Annotated in this window: 11 protein-coding genes; 6 read left to right on the top strand and 5 right to left on the bottom strand. The window is 68.8% G+C overall.

Annotation, left to right across the window (positions count from 1 at the left end; genetic code table 11):
• Window positions 1-18: 18 nt before the first annotated feature.
• Window positions 19-1386 carry an SWIM zinc finger family protein gene (locus tag AC0IZS_RS20445; protein WP_471637289.1) on the top strand — a complete coding sequence of 456 codons (1368 nt, stop codon included), beginning with the start codon at window positions 19-21 and terminating at the stop codon, window positions 1384-1386.
• Window positions 1387-1401: 15 nt separating this feature from the next.
• Window positions 1402-4185: a DUF6493 family protein gene (locus AC0IZS_RS20440; RefSeq protein ID WP_471637288.1), complete on the top strand. Its 2784-nt coding sequence runs from the start codon at window positions 1402-1404 to the stop codon at window positions 4183-4185.
• Window positions 4186-4299: 114 nt separating this feature from the next.
• Here the strand turns inward: AC0IZS_RS20440 and AC0IZS_RS20435 are convergent, their stop codons facing one another.
• From AC0IZS_RS20435 to AC0IZS_RS20420, 4 genes are all read right to left on the bottom strand, one after another.
• The gene (locus AC0IZS_RS20435; RefSeq protein ID WP_471637287.1) at window positions 4300-4755 is read right to left on the bottom strand and encodes a hypothetical protein; all 456 of its coding nucleotides are present in this window, start codon (window positions 4753-4755) and stop codon (window positions 4300-4302) included.
• 4 nt (window positions 4756-4759) lie between these two features.
• On the bottom strand, window positions 4760-5179 hold the full coding sequence (locus AC0IZS_RS20430; protein WP_471637286.1) for a hypothetical protein: 420 nt from the start codon (window positions 5177-5179) through the stop codon (window positions 4760-4762).
• 158 nt (window positions 5180-5337) lie between these two features.
• A complete protein-coding gene (locus tag AC0IZS_RS20425; protein ID WP_471637285.1) occupies window positions 5338-6486 on the bottom strand; it encodes a GAF domain-containing sensor histidine kinase in 1149 nt (382 codons plus the stop codon).
• 67 nt (window positions 6487-6553) lie between these two features.
• Window positions 6554-7861, bottom strand: coding sequence for an alpha-hydroxy acid oxidase (locus AC0IZS_RS20420; RefSeq protein WP_471637284.1), 1308 nt, complete (start codon window positions 7859-7861; stop codon window positions 6554-6556).
• A 60-nt stretch (window positions 7862-7921) separates the two neighbouring features.
• Here AC0IZS_RS20420 and AC0IZS_RS20415 point away from each other — a divergent pair, with 60 nt between their 5' ends.
• From AC0IZS_RS20415 to AC0IZS_RS20405, 3 genes are all read left to right on the top strand, one after another.
• Window positions 7922-8821, top strand: coding sequence for a LysR family transcriptional regulator (locus AC0IZS_RS20415; protein ID WP_471637283.1), 900 nt, complete (start codon window positions 7922-7924; stop codon window positions 8819-8821).
• Between the two features lie 67 nt (window positions 8822-8888).
• Entirely contained in the window at window positions 8889-9905 is a 1017-nt protein-coding gene (locus AC0IZS_RS20410; protein WP_471637282.1) for a phosphotransferase enzyme family protein, read from the top strand.
• A gap of 1175 nt (window positions 9906-11080) precedes the next feature.
• A complete protein-coding gene (locus AC0IZS_RS20405; RefSeq protein ID WP_471637281.1) occupies window positions 11081-12061 on the top strand; it encodes a DMT family transporter in 981 nt (326 codons plus the stop codon).
• Window positions 12062-12071: 10 nt separating this feature from the next.
• Here AC0IZS_RS20405 and AC0IZS_RS20400 read toward each other — a convergent pair whose 3' ends face one another.
• Window positions 12072-12854: an AraC family transcriptional regulator gene (locus AC0IZS_RS20400; protein ID WP_471637280.1), complete on the bottom strand. Its 783-nt coding sequence runs from the start codon at window positions 12852-12854 to the stop codon at window positions 12072-12074.
• A 105-nt stretch (window positions 12855-12959) separates the two neighbouring features.
• Between AC0IZS_RS20400 and AC0IZS_RS20395 the strand changes: the two genes are divergently transcribed.
• On the top strand, window positions 12960-13817 hold the full coding sequence (locus tag AC0IZS_RS20395; protein ID WP_471637279.1) for a phytanoyl-CoA dioxygenase family protein: 858 nt from the start codon (window positions 12960-12962) through the stop codon (window positions 13815-13817).
• Window positions 13818-14101 lie beyond the last annotated feature (284 nt).

The raw sequence follows: 14101 nt of genomic DNA, 5'->3' as shown, positions 1-14101 counted from the left end.
CGCCACCGCAGCCAACCCATGCTCCAGTTCACCCACACCTACCGCTATGCCGAGCCATCGTCCATGGACATGGGGGCCGGTGCCACACCGCACCTGCGCCTGGCCACCTCGTCGCCCGCCGAAGTGCCCCACCCCCATTTCTTCGAAGGCCGGCTGCACCAGCCGCAGCTGGCCGCGCAGTTGCTGAGCGCCGTGCACCTGCTCGTGGGCTCGCGCTTCTTCACGCCGGCCAACAGCGTGGCCAAGGCCATTGCACTGGCCGACCCGGTCGTCACGGCCGGCAGCGGCATGCTGCGGCTCGAAGGCTTTTCGGCCTGCTGCAGCACCTACATCCGGGTGGACATGGAGCCGGCCGCCTATGCGGGCGACATCGTCGGCAAGGGCACGACCAACATCGACTTCAACGCGCCCATGCGCGCCGCGCTGGCCCAGGTGCGCGATGCCGATGGCCTGGCCCTGTCGGTAGGAGCCGCGGCCTTCACGCTGCACACCGCCGGCGCACAGGTGATCGAGAAGAAGGTGGAGCTGCCCCTGCGCTGGCTGCGCAGCATGGTGGCCGTGCAGAGCTACCAGGCGGCCATGCGCAAGGTGTTCGAGGTGGATGCCATCCCCGCGCTGCGCTTCGTGCGCGGCCTGCCCCGCGCATCGACCAGCAAGACACCGCTGTGGGTGGTGGCCGGCCCGCAGGGCCTGCGCACCACGGCGCAGAACGATGGCAGCGGCGTGCGCTTTACCGATAGCAGCCGCCTGCGCGTGCTCGAGCCCCTGCTACCCAAGGCGCGCACGCTCACCCTGTTTGCCGACGCGCAGCAGCAGGCCAGCGCCTGGTGCCTGGACTTTGGCGCCATGCGCCTGACGCTGGTGCTCAGCGCCGAGGTGTGGCGCGGCTTCTCGGGCGAGGGCCAGGCCCTGCAGGCGCTGGTGCTGGCCGATGAAGGCCGCCCCGCCAGCGCCGTGCGCGCCCAATTGCACTGGCAGGACACGCTGCGCAGCGATGCGCTCGCGGCCACGCTGCAATGGCCGGTGGCCGATGTGGACCGCGCACTGCAGCTCCTGGGCGCCTCGGGCCTGGTGGGCTATGACCTGGTGCACGGTGCCTACTTCCACCGCGTGCTGCCCATGGACCTGGCCCAGCTCGACGACATGAACCCGCGCCTGGCCGATGCCCGCGCCCTGCTGCAGGCCGGCGCCGTGCGCCTGCTGTCCACCGCCCCGCTCGATGCCGAAGTGCAGAGCGCCGACGTCAGCTACCGCGTGCGCGAGGTGGATGGGCTGGTGCGCTGCACCTGCCCCTGGTTTGCCAAACACCAGGGCGAGCGCGGGCCGTGCAAGCATGTGCTGGCAGCGCAGGCAGCAACAGCAGCAGCAACAGCCACTTCACACTGAACCGTTCCCGGCCCCATGCACGACAACGACGAAGACACTTCCACCGGCAACTCCGCGCTCGAACAACACATCCTCGCAGGCGATCTCGGCGCTGTGATGGACTGCATCGATGCCGCAGACGAGGCCGAACGCAAGGCGATGCGCCGCGCCGTCGAGCGCCTGATCTCGCGCCGATGGGCCCTGCTGCGGGCCGACCCCGAGAGCCCACTCACAGTGGATGGCCGCGTGGACAAGGTGCGCGCCAACCGGTTGTTCCGCGCCACGGAGCTGGCGCGCTTCATGTGCGACAGCGACCAGCCGGCCTGCGACTACTGGCAGCACATCGGCATACAGGACATCGCGGCCTACAGGGCCCGCTATGCGCCTGCGCCGTCCGCCGTGCCCATCGCCATGCAGCTGCGCGGCGAACACCAGTGGCACTACCCCAACCACATCCACCGCGCCATCGTCGCCGGCCTGGTGGAGCGCCCCGAGACCGAGGAGTACATCGACGCCCTGTTCTTCGGCGACCTGCGCGGCGAGTCGAACCTGGCGCTCAAGCACGTGGATGCGGACCCGGGCATTGCGCCGCATCTGCTGAAACTGTTTGAGCGCGAAGGCAGCTCCGAGGGCAGCTTTGCCGCGCGCGAGAAGTACTGCCACGATCCCGAGCTGTACTGGAGCCACGCCTTCCTGACCCTGTGCGAGCGCGGCGTGTACACCCGCGCGCAGTTGCTGGACAAGACCCTGGGCGCGCTGGCCTGCGACTGGCCGCAGTTCAAGTCGGGCTGGTTCTCGCGCTTTCACGGGCAACTGGCGCCCTCGGTGGACGAGATGGCCGCAGAGGCCGAGCGCTACCTTGCCCTGTGCCACAGCCGCATCGCACCCACCGCAGGCATGGCGCTGCAGGCCGTGGCCGCGCTGTACCAGGCCGGCCGCGTGCCGGGCGATGCCGTGTGCGACGCCGCAGTGCCTGTCGTATCGGCCACCGTCAAGGCACAGGTGCTGGCGGCGCTGGAGCTGCTGGGCCTGGTGGCGAAGGGCGATCCCAGCCTGGCCCACCGCTCCACTGCCATCGCCGCGCAGGCCCTGGCACACACGGCAGCGGACGTGCAGAAGAAAGCCATCGCCTTCCTCACCACCTGGGGCCTGGACGAAGCCGGCCAGGAGCTGGCGCGCAGCTACCTGCCCTTTGTCTCGGCCGTGAACCGGCCGGCGCTGGCCAGGCTGGTGGGTGAGGCCGAGGCAGCGCAGCTTGCTGCGCCCCCTGCGGCCACCGATCCCACGAACGCGCCCCGCCCGGTCTCGCCGCTGGACGCCAGCCGCGCCCTGCCCCCGCTCGACCAGATCCCCGATGTGGTCGAGCGCATGGCCTACGCGCTGGAGAACCCCGCCGACGTGGACGAGTGGGAGCGCGTGGCCGGGGCCCTGGTGCGGCTGGCACCCATCACCGCAGCAGACCACGCCGCCTTCCTGGCGCTGCAAAAGCGCACCCGAAAGCTGGTGTGGCCCAGCAAGTCCCTCGGCTTCGCACTCGCCCGCGTGATGGCCGCAGCGGTAGATGGCGAGGGCACGGCAGAGGACCTGATGGTGCTGCCCGGCGATGCCACCAGCCGCGCGGAGCACTTCATCGGCCCGCGCGTGCAGGGCCTCATCGCCCAGGCGCTCGCAGGCCAAGGCCTCACGCCCCTGTCCACCCCCACGCACCGGGGCGGCTTCATCGACCCGCGCGAACTGCTGGCGCGCATCCGGGCGCACCAGCAGGCCGGGGTGCAGGCACCCGTGCCCGAGCAGGTGCTGGCGCTGATGCGCCTGGTGCCCGCGCAGATGGACGCGCAAGCGGCCCATGCCGCGCTGGCCGAGGCACAGGGCATCAAGCACCTGGGCCTGCTGGTACAGGCCCTGCGCTACGCATTGGGCGATGGTGACGTGAAGGCACCCAAGGATGCAGCGGCACGCCCCCTGTTCCTGGCCGCCGCGCGCGTCCGCTCCCCGCATGCGGACGACGCCCCCACGCTCGCCGCCTACGGCGACCTGGGCCCCGGCGGCCCGCTGCACGCGCGAATCGACTGGCATGTGGTCAGCGAGACCAGCGAAGGCGGCTACACCTTCCACCACCTGCACCTCACCCACGGGCCCGCACTGCAGCCGCTGGAGTACGGCCAGCCCCACCACACCGCCCTGGCGCTGTGCGCCAAGCACCTGGCAGACACGCGCTGGGCCGTGGAGCACGAGGCCGCCCCCATCCACTTTGCGGCCAGCCTGCAGCCCTCGGGCCTGGAGCCCTTGTTTGCGGAAGCCGCACGCACCGTTGGCAACAATGTGGACTGGTGGGAGGCCCAATGGCAAAACCGCGCCTACCTCGACCTGCTGCTGGAGCCCACCACGCCCTTCACGCCCATGGCCCGGCTGCTGCTGGCCGTGGCCCTGGCCGGCAAGGAGCCCGGGCAAACGGCGCTGGCGGTGGATGCGCTGGTGCTGGGCGTGCAGGACGGGCGCCTCGACATCCCGGCCCTGGGAGAGACGCTGGCGCGCCTGTGGGCCACGCCCCTGGTCAAGGGCCCGCGCTATGCCAAGAGCCTGGCGGCCGCAGCCCAGGCGCATGCGGCCATGCCGGCGGCGGTGTTTGCGCTGCTGTGCGCCATGCTGCAAGAGCCCATGACCACCTGGCGCAAGGACCAGGCGCCCCTGCTCGAACTGCTGCTGGAGCTGCAACTGGGGCACCAGTTGCAACTGCCCGCAGGCACCCGGGCCGCTCTGGCAGCGATGAAGCTGGGTGGCAAGGGCAAGGCGGCGCAGCAGCAGTTGCTGGGCAAATAAATATGCGTTCATACGGATTTGCATTCGACCGTATAGCTAGGCGGGAAGCCGCAGACAGTGCTGTAGCACGGCAAGGCGAACCAACGACGCTAGACGGTTGAAGGCGAATCCGTATCAGCCGTAGCGCAGGCCCGCGCTGGCGGCAAACCCCTTGGGATCGAACCGGCTCCAGGCCGTGCCCCAGGAGAAAGTCACGTCGCCGTTGCCGAAGTGGCGCCCCAGTTGCTTGCCCAAGGCCTGGCGCACGAAGGCGATCTCGTTGTCGATGGCCTTCTGGGTGGGCCAGCCGTCCTCCTCCTGGGCGCCGGGCAGGCCCACGCCGATGAGCACCATGTTCATCCGCCCTTCGTGAAAGCCCAGCGACAGCCAGCACGGCTTGCCGCCCAGGTCGAAGCCGTGGAAGGACAGCCAGGCGTAGCCGTTGCCGTGCTCGTGCGAGCCACCGAAGAACCCGGCAAGCAAGGCCTGCACATCCTCCCTGCGCAGGCCCTTGCCCACCACCCGCCCCGAGGGCTGCAGCGCCAGCGAGCCATCGGCGGGGTTGATCTCCAGGCGCTCGCGCTGCGGCATGCGCTTACCGGCCGCGCCGCGCCGCCAGCCAGCCCCCGAACCAGCAGCCCGCCACGGTGAAGAACGCATTGGCCAGGTCGAACCACCAGTCCCAGCCCGAGCCCGTGCCGATGGCCAGGCCAATGGATATGGCGGTGAGCAGGCCCGCCACCACCAGGTTGTTGGCATAAGGGTGCGCCGGCGCCAGCCGCGCCGTGACATAGCCGCCCGGTATGCACATGGCACCGCCCACCAGCAGCAGCGCCAGCGTGCCCAGGTTGCCGTCCAGGAACTCGGTCACCATCTGGGCCATCTGCGCGTCGCCCGCCCCCTGGGCCTGGAACCACCACGAAGCCAGGTACCACAGCCCATAGGCAATGGCAGGCAACAGCACCAGCATCAACACGACGCCGGCAAGAATGGCTTTGAAACTGAATCTGTACACGAATGGTTTCCTTGGGATCACGGGGTTGCGCGATGGTACCCGCCCGCTGGGCCGCGCAGGGTGCCATCGCCCTGCACCGGAGCCCGGGCTTACACGGCAGCCGTGGCTGCGGCTGGAACCTGCGTCGCCGGCAGGCGTGCCGTGAAGCAGGTGCCGCTTTAGCGCGATGAGCTTACCTGCAGCGTGCCGCCATGCGCTCGCACGATCTGCGCACAGATGTGCAGGCCCAGCCCCAGGCCACCACCGGGCGCGCTGTCCGCCGGGCGCCAGAAGGGCTCGAAGATCCTGTCGAGGTTGGCGGCCGCGATGGGCTCGCCACCGTTGGCCACGGCGATGCAGAGCCAGCCCTGGTCGAGCGAGACATCCACGCCCACGGGCCGCTCGTTGCCGCCATAGGCCAGCGCATTGCCCAGCAGGTTGGACAGCAGTTGCTGCACGCGGCCCACATCGCACTCCACCCCCCCGGAGAGCCGGTACTGCTCGACGATCTGCGAATCAGGATGCGCGTCGCGCAACTCCCCCACCACTTGGCGCAGCGCGGCCTGCAGGTCGGGTACCGCCTCGATGCGCACACCCATGCCGGTGCCCAGGCGCACGCGTGCAAAGTCCAGCACATCGTCGATCAGGTGCGACATGCGCTGCGTGGTGGCGCGCAACCGCTGGCCATACTTCGCCACGCTGGCGTCGTCCTGGCGGCGCGCCAGGATCTCGCCGATCGCGCCCACCGATGCCAACGGGTTGCGCAGGTCGTGCCCCAGCACGGCGATGAACTGGTCGCGCAGCTCGGCCGTTGCCTGCGCATCGAGCAGCGCGGTCTCGGTGGCCTCCTGGCGCTGCTCCACGTCAAGCTGGTGCCCGATCAGCTCGGCAAAGCTCTGGAACATGGACACCGTCTTGGGGTTGGCCAGCTGGTGGGGGCTGGGGTCGATGGCACACAGGTTGCCGAAGTAATCCCCATTGGGCCGCACGATGGGCACGGAGATGTAGCTCTCGATGTTGTACAGCCGCGGGGTGTGGTGCGTGGCGTAGGTCGGGTCGGTGCTGGCGTGGTCGAAGACCACGGGCTGGCGCGCGGCGCGCGACTCCTTGCACAGGGTGGTGTGTACGTCGAGCTGGCCGCCGGGCAGCAGGCCGAAGTTGATCTGGTCCTCCACCGCACAGGCCGTCCAGGTGCCGTCGGTCACGCGCGCCACGGCGGCAAAGCGCATGCCGGTGTTGTCACAGACGATGCGCAGCAGCGACGGTACGGCGCTGATGCGTGCAATGGCGGCAATGTCGCGTGCTATGGAAGCGGGGCTGTCATCCACAAAGGACCTGGGGAAGTATCAGAACGAAATACCCATTAAAGCATTTGCACGAGAGCTCCGCTGTGTCTTAGAACATGGTGGCAGCTTGCACCAACGGCCAGGGCGCACGCCGGTCCATCAGGTGCTGCGGCCCCAGTTCGGCGCAGGAGCACACGCCCAGCATGGCCAGGTTGCGGTCCAGCTCGGCGCGCAGCAGGCCGATGGCGGCGGCAACGCCCGCCTCGCCATCCACGGCGGCGGCGTAGTTGAACGGGCGGCCCAAGAACACGGCCTGCGCCCCCAGCGCCAAGGCCTTGGCCACGTCGGTACCGCGGCGGATGCCGCCGTCCAGCATCACCACCATGGCACTGCCGGCCTGCTCGGCGATGGCGGGCAGCACGCGCAGCGGGGCCACGGCGCCATCGAGTTGGCGCCCGCCGTGGTTGCTGACGATGATGCCGTCCACCCCGTGCTGGCGCGCCAGCGCTGCATCGGCCGGGCTCAGGATGCCCTTGACCACCAGGGAGCCGCGCCACTGGCGCCGGATCTGCGCGATGTGGCCCCAGTCGAAATGGTCGCGCCCCGAGAAGTCGCGCTGCACGCGGGAGGACAGAATGGGCGCACCGCGCTCGGCAAACGAGTTCTCGAAATGCGGCATGCCGTGGCGCACCAGCGTGCGCAGCAAGGTGCCCGCCAGCCAGCGCGGACGCACCAGCCCATCCCACGCCAGGCGCAGGCTGGGGCGCAGCGGGGTGGAAAAGCCCGCGCGCAGGTTGTTCTCGCGGTTGCCCGCCACCGGGATGTCCACCGTGACCACCAGGGTCTGCACACCGGCTGCGGCCACGCGCTGCAACAGTGCCTCGATGCGCTCGGGCGTGCCCGGCAGGTAGGCCTGGAACCAGGTGCCGGGCGCGGCCTCCATCACCTCCTCCAGCCGGATCAGCGAGCTGCCGCTCTGCACTGCCGGAATGTCCGCCGCTGCCGCCGCCCGCGCCAGCACCACATCCCCCCGGTAGGCCGACAGCGCCGTGATGCCCATGGGCGCAATGCCGAAGGGGCTGGCATAGCGCGCGCCGAACAGCGTGACCCCCTGATCGCGCTGCGCCACGTTGCACAGCACGCGCGGCACCAGCGCCAGCTCGTCAAAGGCCTGCCGGTTGTCGGACAGGGCGCGGTTGTCCTCGGTCGCGCCGGCGATGTAGCCAAAAATCGGGCGCGGCAGCACGCGGCGCGCAGCGGCCTCGAAGTCGCCCAGCGAAAGCAGATCGCGCGTGCGCCCGCCGCGTCGCGTGCCATCGAAGGCTTGCCAGGGGTTGATGGCTGGAGCGGCGGAGGAAGAGGACATCGCGGGAGTTCCATGGAGATGCAGACCGAAGACAGTGTCCGGGATTCGCATCCATCCAAAAAGCGAATTTATTAACATCGCCTTGTTCGCCAAATAGAAGCAAGCAGATCCATGACGCTCAAGCAACTCGAAGCCTTCTACTGGGCCGCTACCTGCAGCAGCTTTGCCCTGGCGGCCGAGCGCGTGCACCTGTCGGTATCGTCCCTGTCCAAGCGCATCGCCGAGCTGGAGGCATCGCTGGGGCAATCGCTGTTCGACCGCGCCGGCCACCGTGCCGCGCTGACCGAGGCGGGCACGCGCCTGGTGCCCCTGGCCGGCGCCCTGCTGCAGGAGGCCGACCTGGTGCACCAGGCCATGGGCGCCACCACTGGCCTGCGCGGCCCCTGCCGCCTGGGTGTGGGCGAGCTCACCGCGCTGACCTGGCTGCCGCGCCTGGTGGCGGCCATCGCCAGTGCCCACCCCGACCTGGAGGTCAGCGTACACGTGGACGTGGGCGCCGCCCTGGCCGAGCGGCTGGACAAGGGCGAGCTCGACGTGGCCGTGATCGCCGGGCCCGCGAGCCGCAGCGCCCTGACCTCGGTGCCCATTGCCCAGGCCGCCTTCACCTGGTGCGCCAGCCCTGGGGTGGCTGCCGGGCTGGCAGCCATGGACGCCAACACCCTGCAGGCCCACGCCCTGGTCAGCCTGCCCCAGGGCTCGGGCGTCACCCAGCTCATCGATGACTGGCTGCGCCAGGCCGGCGCGCAGCCCGCACGCCGCCTGTTCTGCAACCACTGGGGCGCCATCGCCGGCCTGCTGGCGCACAGCGGCGGCATCGGCCTGCTGCCCCAGGGCTGGGCCCAGGCCCTGTGCGGGCGCGGTGTGCTGCAGGAGCTGCCCAGCCCCGTACCCTTGGGGCTGCTGGGCTACGCGCTGCACCACCGGCGCGATGACCTGCGGCCGCTGGTGGCGGCGCTGCGCGACATCGCGGGGTGCGAAGCGGACTTCACGGCGGCGGGGAGTGTGTTCTGAGTGCCCCGCACGGCGCCCCAAGTTCAGGCAGAATCCTCGGCCCTCCACGCACCCAGGCCCTGCCCCCATGACCGTTTTTCCATCCATCGACATCGCCCAGACCACCCCCACCGGCGGTGCCATCGCGCGCATGGTGATGGCGCACTACGCGCTGGGCGACGTGGCCCACTGCGTGCTGATGCGGCGCGGCTTCAATCAGGTCTACGAGCTGCGCTTTGCCGATGGCCGGCAGGCCGTGGCGCGGCTGTGCGCCGACCGCCCGCGCGGCGCGCCCAATACCGCCTACGAGACGGCGCTGCTCTGGCACCTGAAGGCCGCAGGCGCCCCTGTGGCGGCGCCGCTGGCCGCGAGCGATGGTGCCGCCAGCATCGACCTGCCGCTGCCCGAGGGAGCGCGCCCGCTGGTGCTGTTCGAACACCTCCCGGGCGAATGGCCGGGCGAGTCCGTGCCGGACACCGAGGCCACGGGCCGGGGCCTGGCCCTGCTGCATGACCTGGCGCAGGGCTACGCGGGCCCGCCCAGCCTGTACCAGCTCGACCTGCCCGATCTGCTGCGTGCACCGCTGCAGCAGCTGTGTGCAGCGCCCGCGATGGACGATGGCCTGCGAGCCAGCTACACGGCCTTGGCCGGGCGCCTGGACGCGCGCATTACCACCCTGCTGCCCACGCTTACCCGCGTGGCCTGCCATGGGGACTGCCACGGGGCCAACAACTTCATGACCGACGGGCCGGACGGCACGCGCGTGGCCTCGTTCTTCGACTTCGACGACACCGGCCCTGGGCTGCTGGCCTATGAGCTGTGTGTTTATTTGTGGAACAACCTGCCGCGCAAGGTGGACGGTGTGCTCGACGAGGCCGGGCTGACGCGCTGGCGCCACTACCTGGCGGGCTACCGCAGCGTGCGGCCGCTGGCGCAGGCGGACTTCGATGCGATTGCCGCCTTCCTGGCCGTGCGGCAGTTCTGGATCATGGGCGAGACTGCGGGGCGGCATGCCACCTGGGGGACGCAGACCATGCCGACGGCTCAGTTGCGCAGCGTGCTCAAGGTGATGGAGTATTGGGAGTCGTTCAAGACGCCGGTGTGAGCTGCAACGGTGCACGGGCTCGTCAATCGAGCTGTGCGCCCGCATCCGTCACCCCCCTGCCATCGCTTCTTCACCTCGCTCTGCGGGACGTTGTGACACGGTGGTGGTGGTGATGGTTGCTGCTTGCCTTGGTTGAGGGCGGAGGCCGGGGTGTGCGCCCGGCGGCGCAGTAACTTTCTCTTGAGTCGCCAAGAGAAAGTCACCAAAGAGAAGGCGACCCCGCTGCCCGTGTCCCCCTCGCACTGCGTACGAGGGGGCAGCCTGCGATGCTCGGTCCTGGGGTGACGCCGAAGAACTCCCTGCGCTGCCTCTGCGAGGCAGCTCCGGTCAAACAGCTTCGGCGAGCCAGATGACGAGGCGCGTGTCCTTCGGCACGCGCTCACCCCAGGCCCTGCGCTTCTCGGCACGGTCAGAAGGGGGTAGGAACGGGCTCCACTCGGGCCATTGCTTCGCTCGGCCCCAACTGCCTCGCTGCGCTTGGCTCGCCAGGACGATCGCGCTCAACACGTCGGCAGCGCACAGCGCGAACCGACACCCGGCGCAGCTGCGAAGCAGCAGCCGTCTGTGACCCCGCTCCCCACCCCTGCTGGCTGCGCCGAGAAGCGCAGGGGCTGGGGTGGGTGCGTGTGCCGAAGGACACACGCACTTCGTGCTCTAGCTTGCCGATGCTGTCTGAGCGGAGTTCGAAGAACGCAGCGAGTTCATCGGCACCACCCCAGTTCCGAGCATCGCAGGTTGCCCCCGTTCGCCCGACAGGGCGAACGGGGGACGCAGACTGGGGGCCGCCTTCTCTTTGGTGACTTTCTCTTGGCGGCCAAGAGAAAGTTACTGCGCCGCCGGGCGCACATCCCGGCCTCCGCCCCCAACAAATGCACACAGCAACCAAAACCAAAAAGCCGTACAACATCCACCCCACAGCAAAGGAACAAAAAAAAGCCCGCACAAAGGCGGGCAACTTGCTTGCACAAGGGAGGCATCGACTACGGGTGGGTCGACAGAAAAATCATAGCCCCGCCCCCCAAAAAATGCGTGTGAGGTATTTCACACTTCACGCCTTTGTTGATTGATGAACAAACCATCCGCCATTGGTGAAAAAACAGCATCAATGACACCGCCGATCTGGCGCCCAATCGCATGCAGGCCCCTCTGACAAGGCCTGAGCAAAGAGCGACTCCATGACCACAACAACGCCCCCGGCCCCGCAACAGACAAACAACAACAGCAACAACACCAAGGCCTGGGTGATCGACCTCGTGCTGCTCGCAGCGCTGTGGGGTGCGTCCTTTCTGTTCATGCGCATGGGCGCCGCCGAATTCGGGGCGCTGCCCACCGCTGCGGCCCGGGTCAGCATCGGCGCCGTCTTTCTGTTCCCCCTGATGATGCTACGCGGCCAAGGGGCGGCGCTGGTGCAGCACTGGAAGGCCAGCATGGCCCTGGGTGTCTTCAACTCAGGCCTGCCGTTCGCGCTGTTCAGCTTTGCGCTGCTCACCATCAACAGCAGCCTGGCGGCGGTGCTCAACGCCACGGCGCCGATGTTCGGTGCCCTGGTGGCGTGGGTCTGGTTCCGCGAGCGGCCCAGCGGCTGGCGCCTGGTGGGCCTGGCCATCGGTTTCATCGGCGTGGTCATGCTCGCCAGCGGCAGTGCCGGGCTGCGCGATGGCGATAGCGCGGGCAACAACAACAGCCACGCGGCGCTCTGGGCCATCGGCGCCTGTCTGCTGGCCTGCCTATGCTACGGCATCGCCGCCAGCGCCACGCGCCGTTACCTCACCGGGGTGCCGCCCCTGGCCACCGCCACCGGCAGCCAGATCGGCGCAGCCCTGCTGCTCGTCGTGCCGGCCATCGTGTACTGGCCCCAGCACATGCCCTCGCTGCGCGCCTGGCTGGCCATCGCGGCGCTGGGCGTGCTGTGCACGGGCGTGGCGTACTTCCTGTTCTTCCGGCTGATCGAGCGCGCCGGCCCGGCGCGCGCGCTCACGGTCACCTTTTTGCTGCCGGTGTTCGCCACCTTCTACGGGGTGGTCTTTCTCGATGAGAGCATCACGCAGTGGATGCTGGTCTGCGCGGCCGTCATCGTCTGCGGCGTGGGGCTGTCCACCGGCTTCATCGCGCCGAAGTCAAAGCGCGCCGCCAGCGACAGCACCGCGAAGACCTGAGCACCTTCCATCAACCTGTCTTCTGCCGAAGATAGGCCTGCGGCGTCATGCCCAGTTGCTTGTGGAACATGGCGATGAAGGCCGAGGGCGCGCTGTAGCCCAGCTCCAGCGCCACGTCCTTGACCGCGCGGCCGGCCTCCAGCAGGGCGATGCCGCACACCACCTTCAGGCGCTGGCGCCATTCGCCAAAGGGCATGTGCAGGTCGCGCTCGCAGCGCCGGGCCAGGGTGCGCTCGGTGGTGTGCACCAGGGCCGCCCAGTCGGCCAGCGAGCGGCTATCCCAGGGGCTGGCCTGCAGCGCGCCGAGCACGCGGCCCAGCAAGGGGTCCTGCGAGGTGGGCAGGTAGCTGTCATGGCCGGGCGCCACGCGCAGTTCGTCCAGCAGCACCTCGAACAGGCGCTGGTCGGGCGCGCTGCGCGGCGCATCGATGCCGCGGCTGTGCAGGGTGTCGAGCACGGCGTGGATCAGCGGGCTGATGACCATGGTGCAGGGCTGGCGCGGCAATGCGGCGCACAGCGCCTCGGCCACATAGACCGTGGCGTAGCTGGCCTCGTGGCGGTTGCTCGACACATGCTCCAGGTGCGGCGGTATCCACACGCCGTACTGCGGTGGTGCAAGGAACACCTGCCCGCCCATGCCCACCTCGATCACGCCCGACAGGGCGTGTACGAACTGTCCCGCGGCATGGCTGTCCGCCGGGTCGGCACCACCGGGCTGCAGGTGCACCACCTTGAACTGCATGGGCGGCGCAGCATGGGCCGAGGGCTTGCGTGCGGCCTTGGGGATGTTCATCTTGTCTGGCTTCCTTGATCGCTTGTCCGAACAGGCGTATTTGATTGAATCAAGTCAATTTAGACTGATTCTGCCTGCCCGCACCAGCTCAAGGAGACGAACACCATGCCGACCAACCACCCCACCGAATTCGACGCCCAGTCCCCCGCCAGCGCCATGGCCGAGAAATTCGCCCGCGACGGAGTGGTCTGCCTGCGCGGCGTGCTGCGCCCCGCCGAGGTCGAGCGGCTGCGCGAGGGCATCGACACCAACCTGGCCGCGCCCAGCCCGCGCGCCAAGGTGGCAAGCCGCGCCGACGACCCGGGCTTCTTCATCGAGGACTTCTGCAACTGGCAGGAGATACCCGCCTACTGGGACGTGATCTCGCAGTCCGCCCTGGCCGAGATCGCGGCCAAACTCACCGGCAGCAACAAGATCCGCCTGTACCACGACCACATGCTCACCAAGGAGTCGGGCACGCGCCAGCGCACGCCCTGGCACCAGGACCAGCCCTACTACAACATCGAAGGCAGCCAGAACGTGAGCTTCTGGATCCCCGTGGATCCTGTCTCGCGCGCCTCCACGCTGGAACTGGTGGCGGGCTCGCACCGCGGCCCCTGGCTCATGCCGCGCACCTTCATGAGCAACGAGGCCAAGTGGTTCCCCGAAGGCGCCCTGGCCGACCTGCCCGACATCGAGGCCGACCGCACGGCCTACGACATCCGCGGCTGGGCCGTGGAGCCCGGCGACGCGATTGCCTTCAACATGCTGACCCTGCACGCCTCGGCCGGCCTGGAACCCGGGCGCCGGCGCCGCGTGTTCTCGGTGCGCATGATCGGGGACGACATCACGCATGCGCCACGGCGCTGGAAGACCTCACCGGATTTTCCGGGGCTGGTGGATGCGTTGCCGGCGGGGGCGCCGATGGAGCATGCGTTGTTTCCGGTGCTGTGGTCACAGGGATGTAAATTGGAGCAAGCGTGACTCCACGCCATGGGACAAGGGGCGTGTTTAAAGATTCACCTTTAACCGGCTCTTTTCTCAGAGGTGCCTTGTAAGATTCGACTATTGTGAAAATGCAGTCGCCCAACGAATGCTCTGAGGGAATGCAGAATCCGTCCTCGCAATGACGCGTACACTGTTTTGCAGTGCCACAGGCCTCCCAAAAGCAAGATGGACAACGTACGATGGACCTTCACCCACCCTACGCAATGCCGTCAAGAAAAGATCGCGACGCCATGCTCCTTGGAAAGCCGATTAATAGAAAG

Source organism: Acidovorax sp. AC410 (assembly GCF_979253235.1).
Note: the sequence above shows the minus strand (reverse complement) of the source record. Positions and strands in the feature narration are given on the sequence as shown.

Excerpts from the sequence above, each read along its gene's own strand:
- AC0IZS_RS20445 (WP_471637289.1), top strand. The coding sequence starts at position 19 with ATGCTCCAGTTCACCCACACCTACCGCTATGCCGAGCCATCGTCCATG.
- AC0IZS_RS20440 (WP_471637288.1), top strand. The coding sequence starts at position 1,402 with ATGCACGACAACGACGAAGACACTTCCACCGGCAACTCCGCGCTCGAA.
- AC0IZS_RS20435 (WP_471637287.1), bottom strand. The coding sequence starts at position 4,755 with ATGCCGCAGCGCGAGCGCCTGGAGATCAACCCCGCCGATGGCTCGCTG.
- AC0IZS_RS20420 (WP_471637284.1), bottom strand. The coding sequence starts at position 7,861 with ATGCGAATCCCGGACACTGTCTTCGGTCTGCATCTCCATGGAACTCCC.
- AC0IZS_RS20415 (WP_471637283.1), top strand. The coding sequence starts at position 7,922 with ATGACGCTCAAGCAACTCGAAGCCTTCTACTGGGCCGCTACCTGCAGC.
- AC0IZS_RS20410 (WP_471637282.1), top strand. The coding sequence starts at position 8,889 with ATGACCGTTTTTCCATCCATCGACATCGCCCAGACCACCCCCACCGGC.
- AC0IZS_RS20405 (WP_471637281.1), top strand. The coding sequence starts at position 11,081 with ATGACCACAACAACGCCCCCGGCCCCGCAACAGACAAACAACAACAGC.
- AC0IZS_RS20400 (WP_471637280.1), bottom strand. The coding sequence starts at position 12,854 with ATGAACATCCCCAAGGCCGCACGCAAGCCCTCGGCCCATGCTGCGCCG.
- AC0IZS_RS20395 (WP_471637279.1), top strand. The coding sequence starts at position 12,960 with ATGCCGACCAACCACCCCACCGAATTCGACGCCCAGTCCCCCGCCAGC.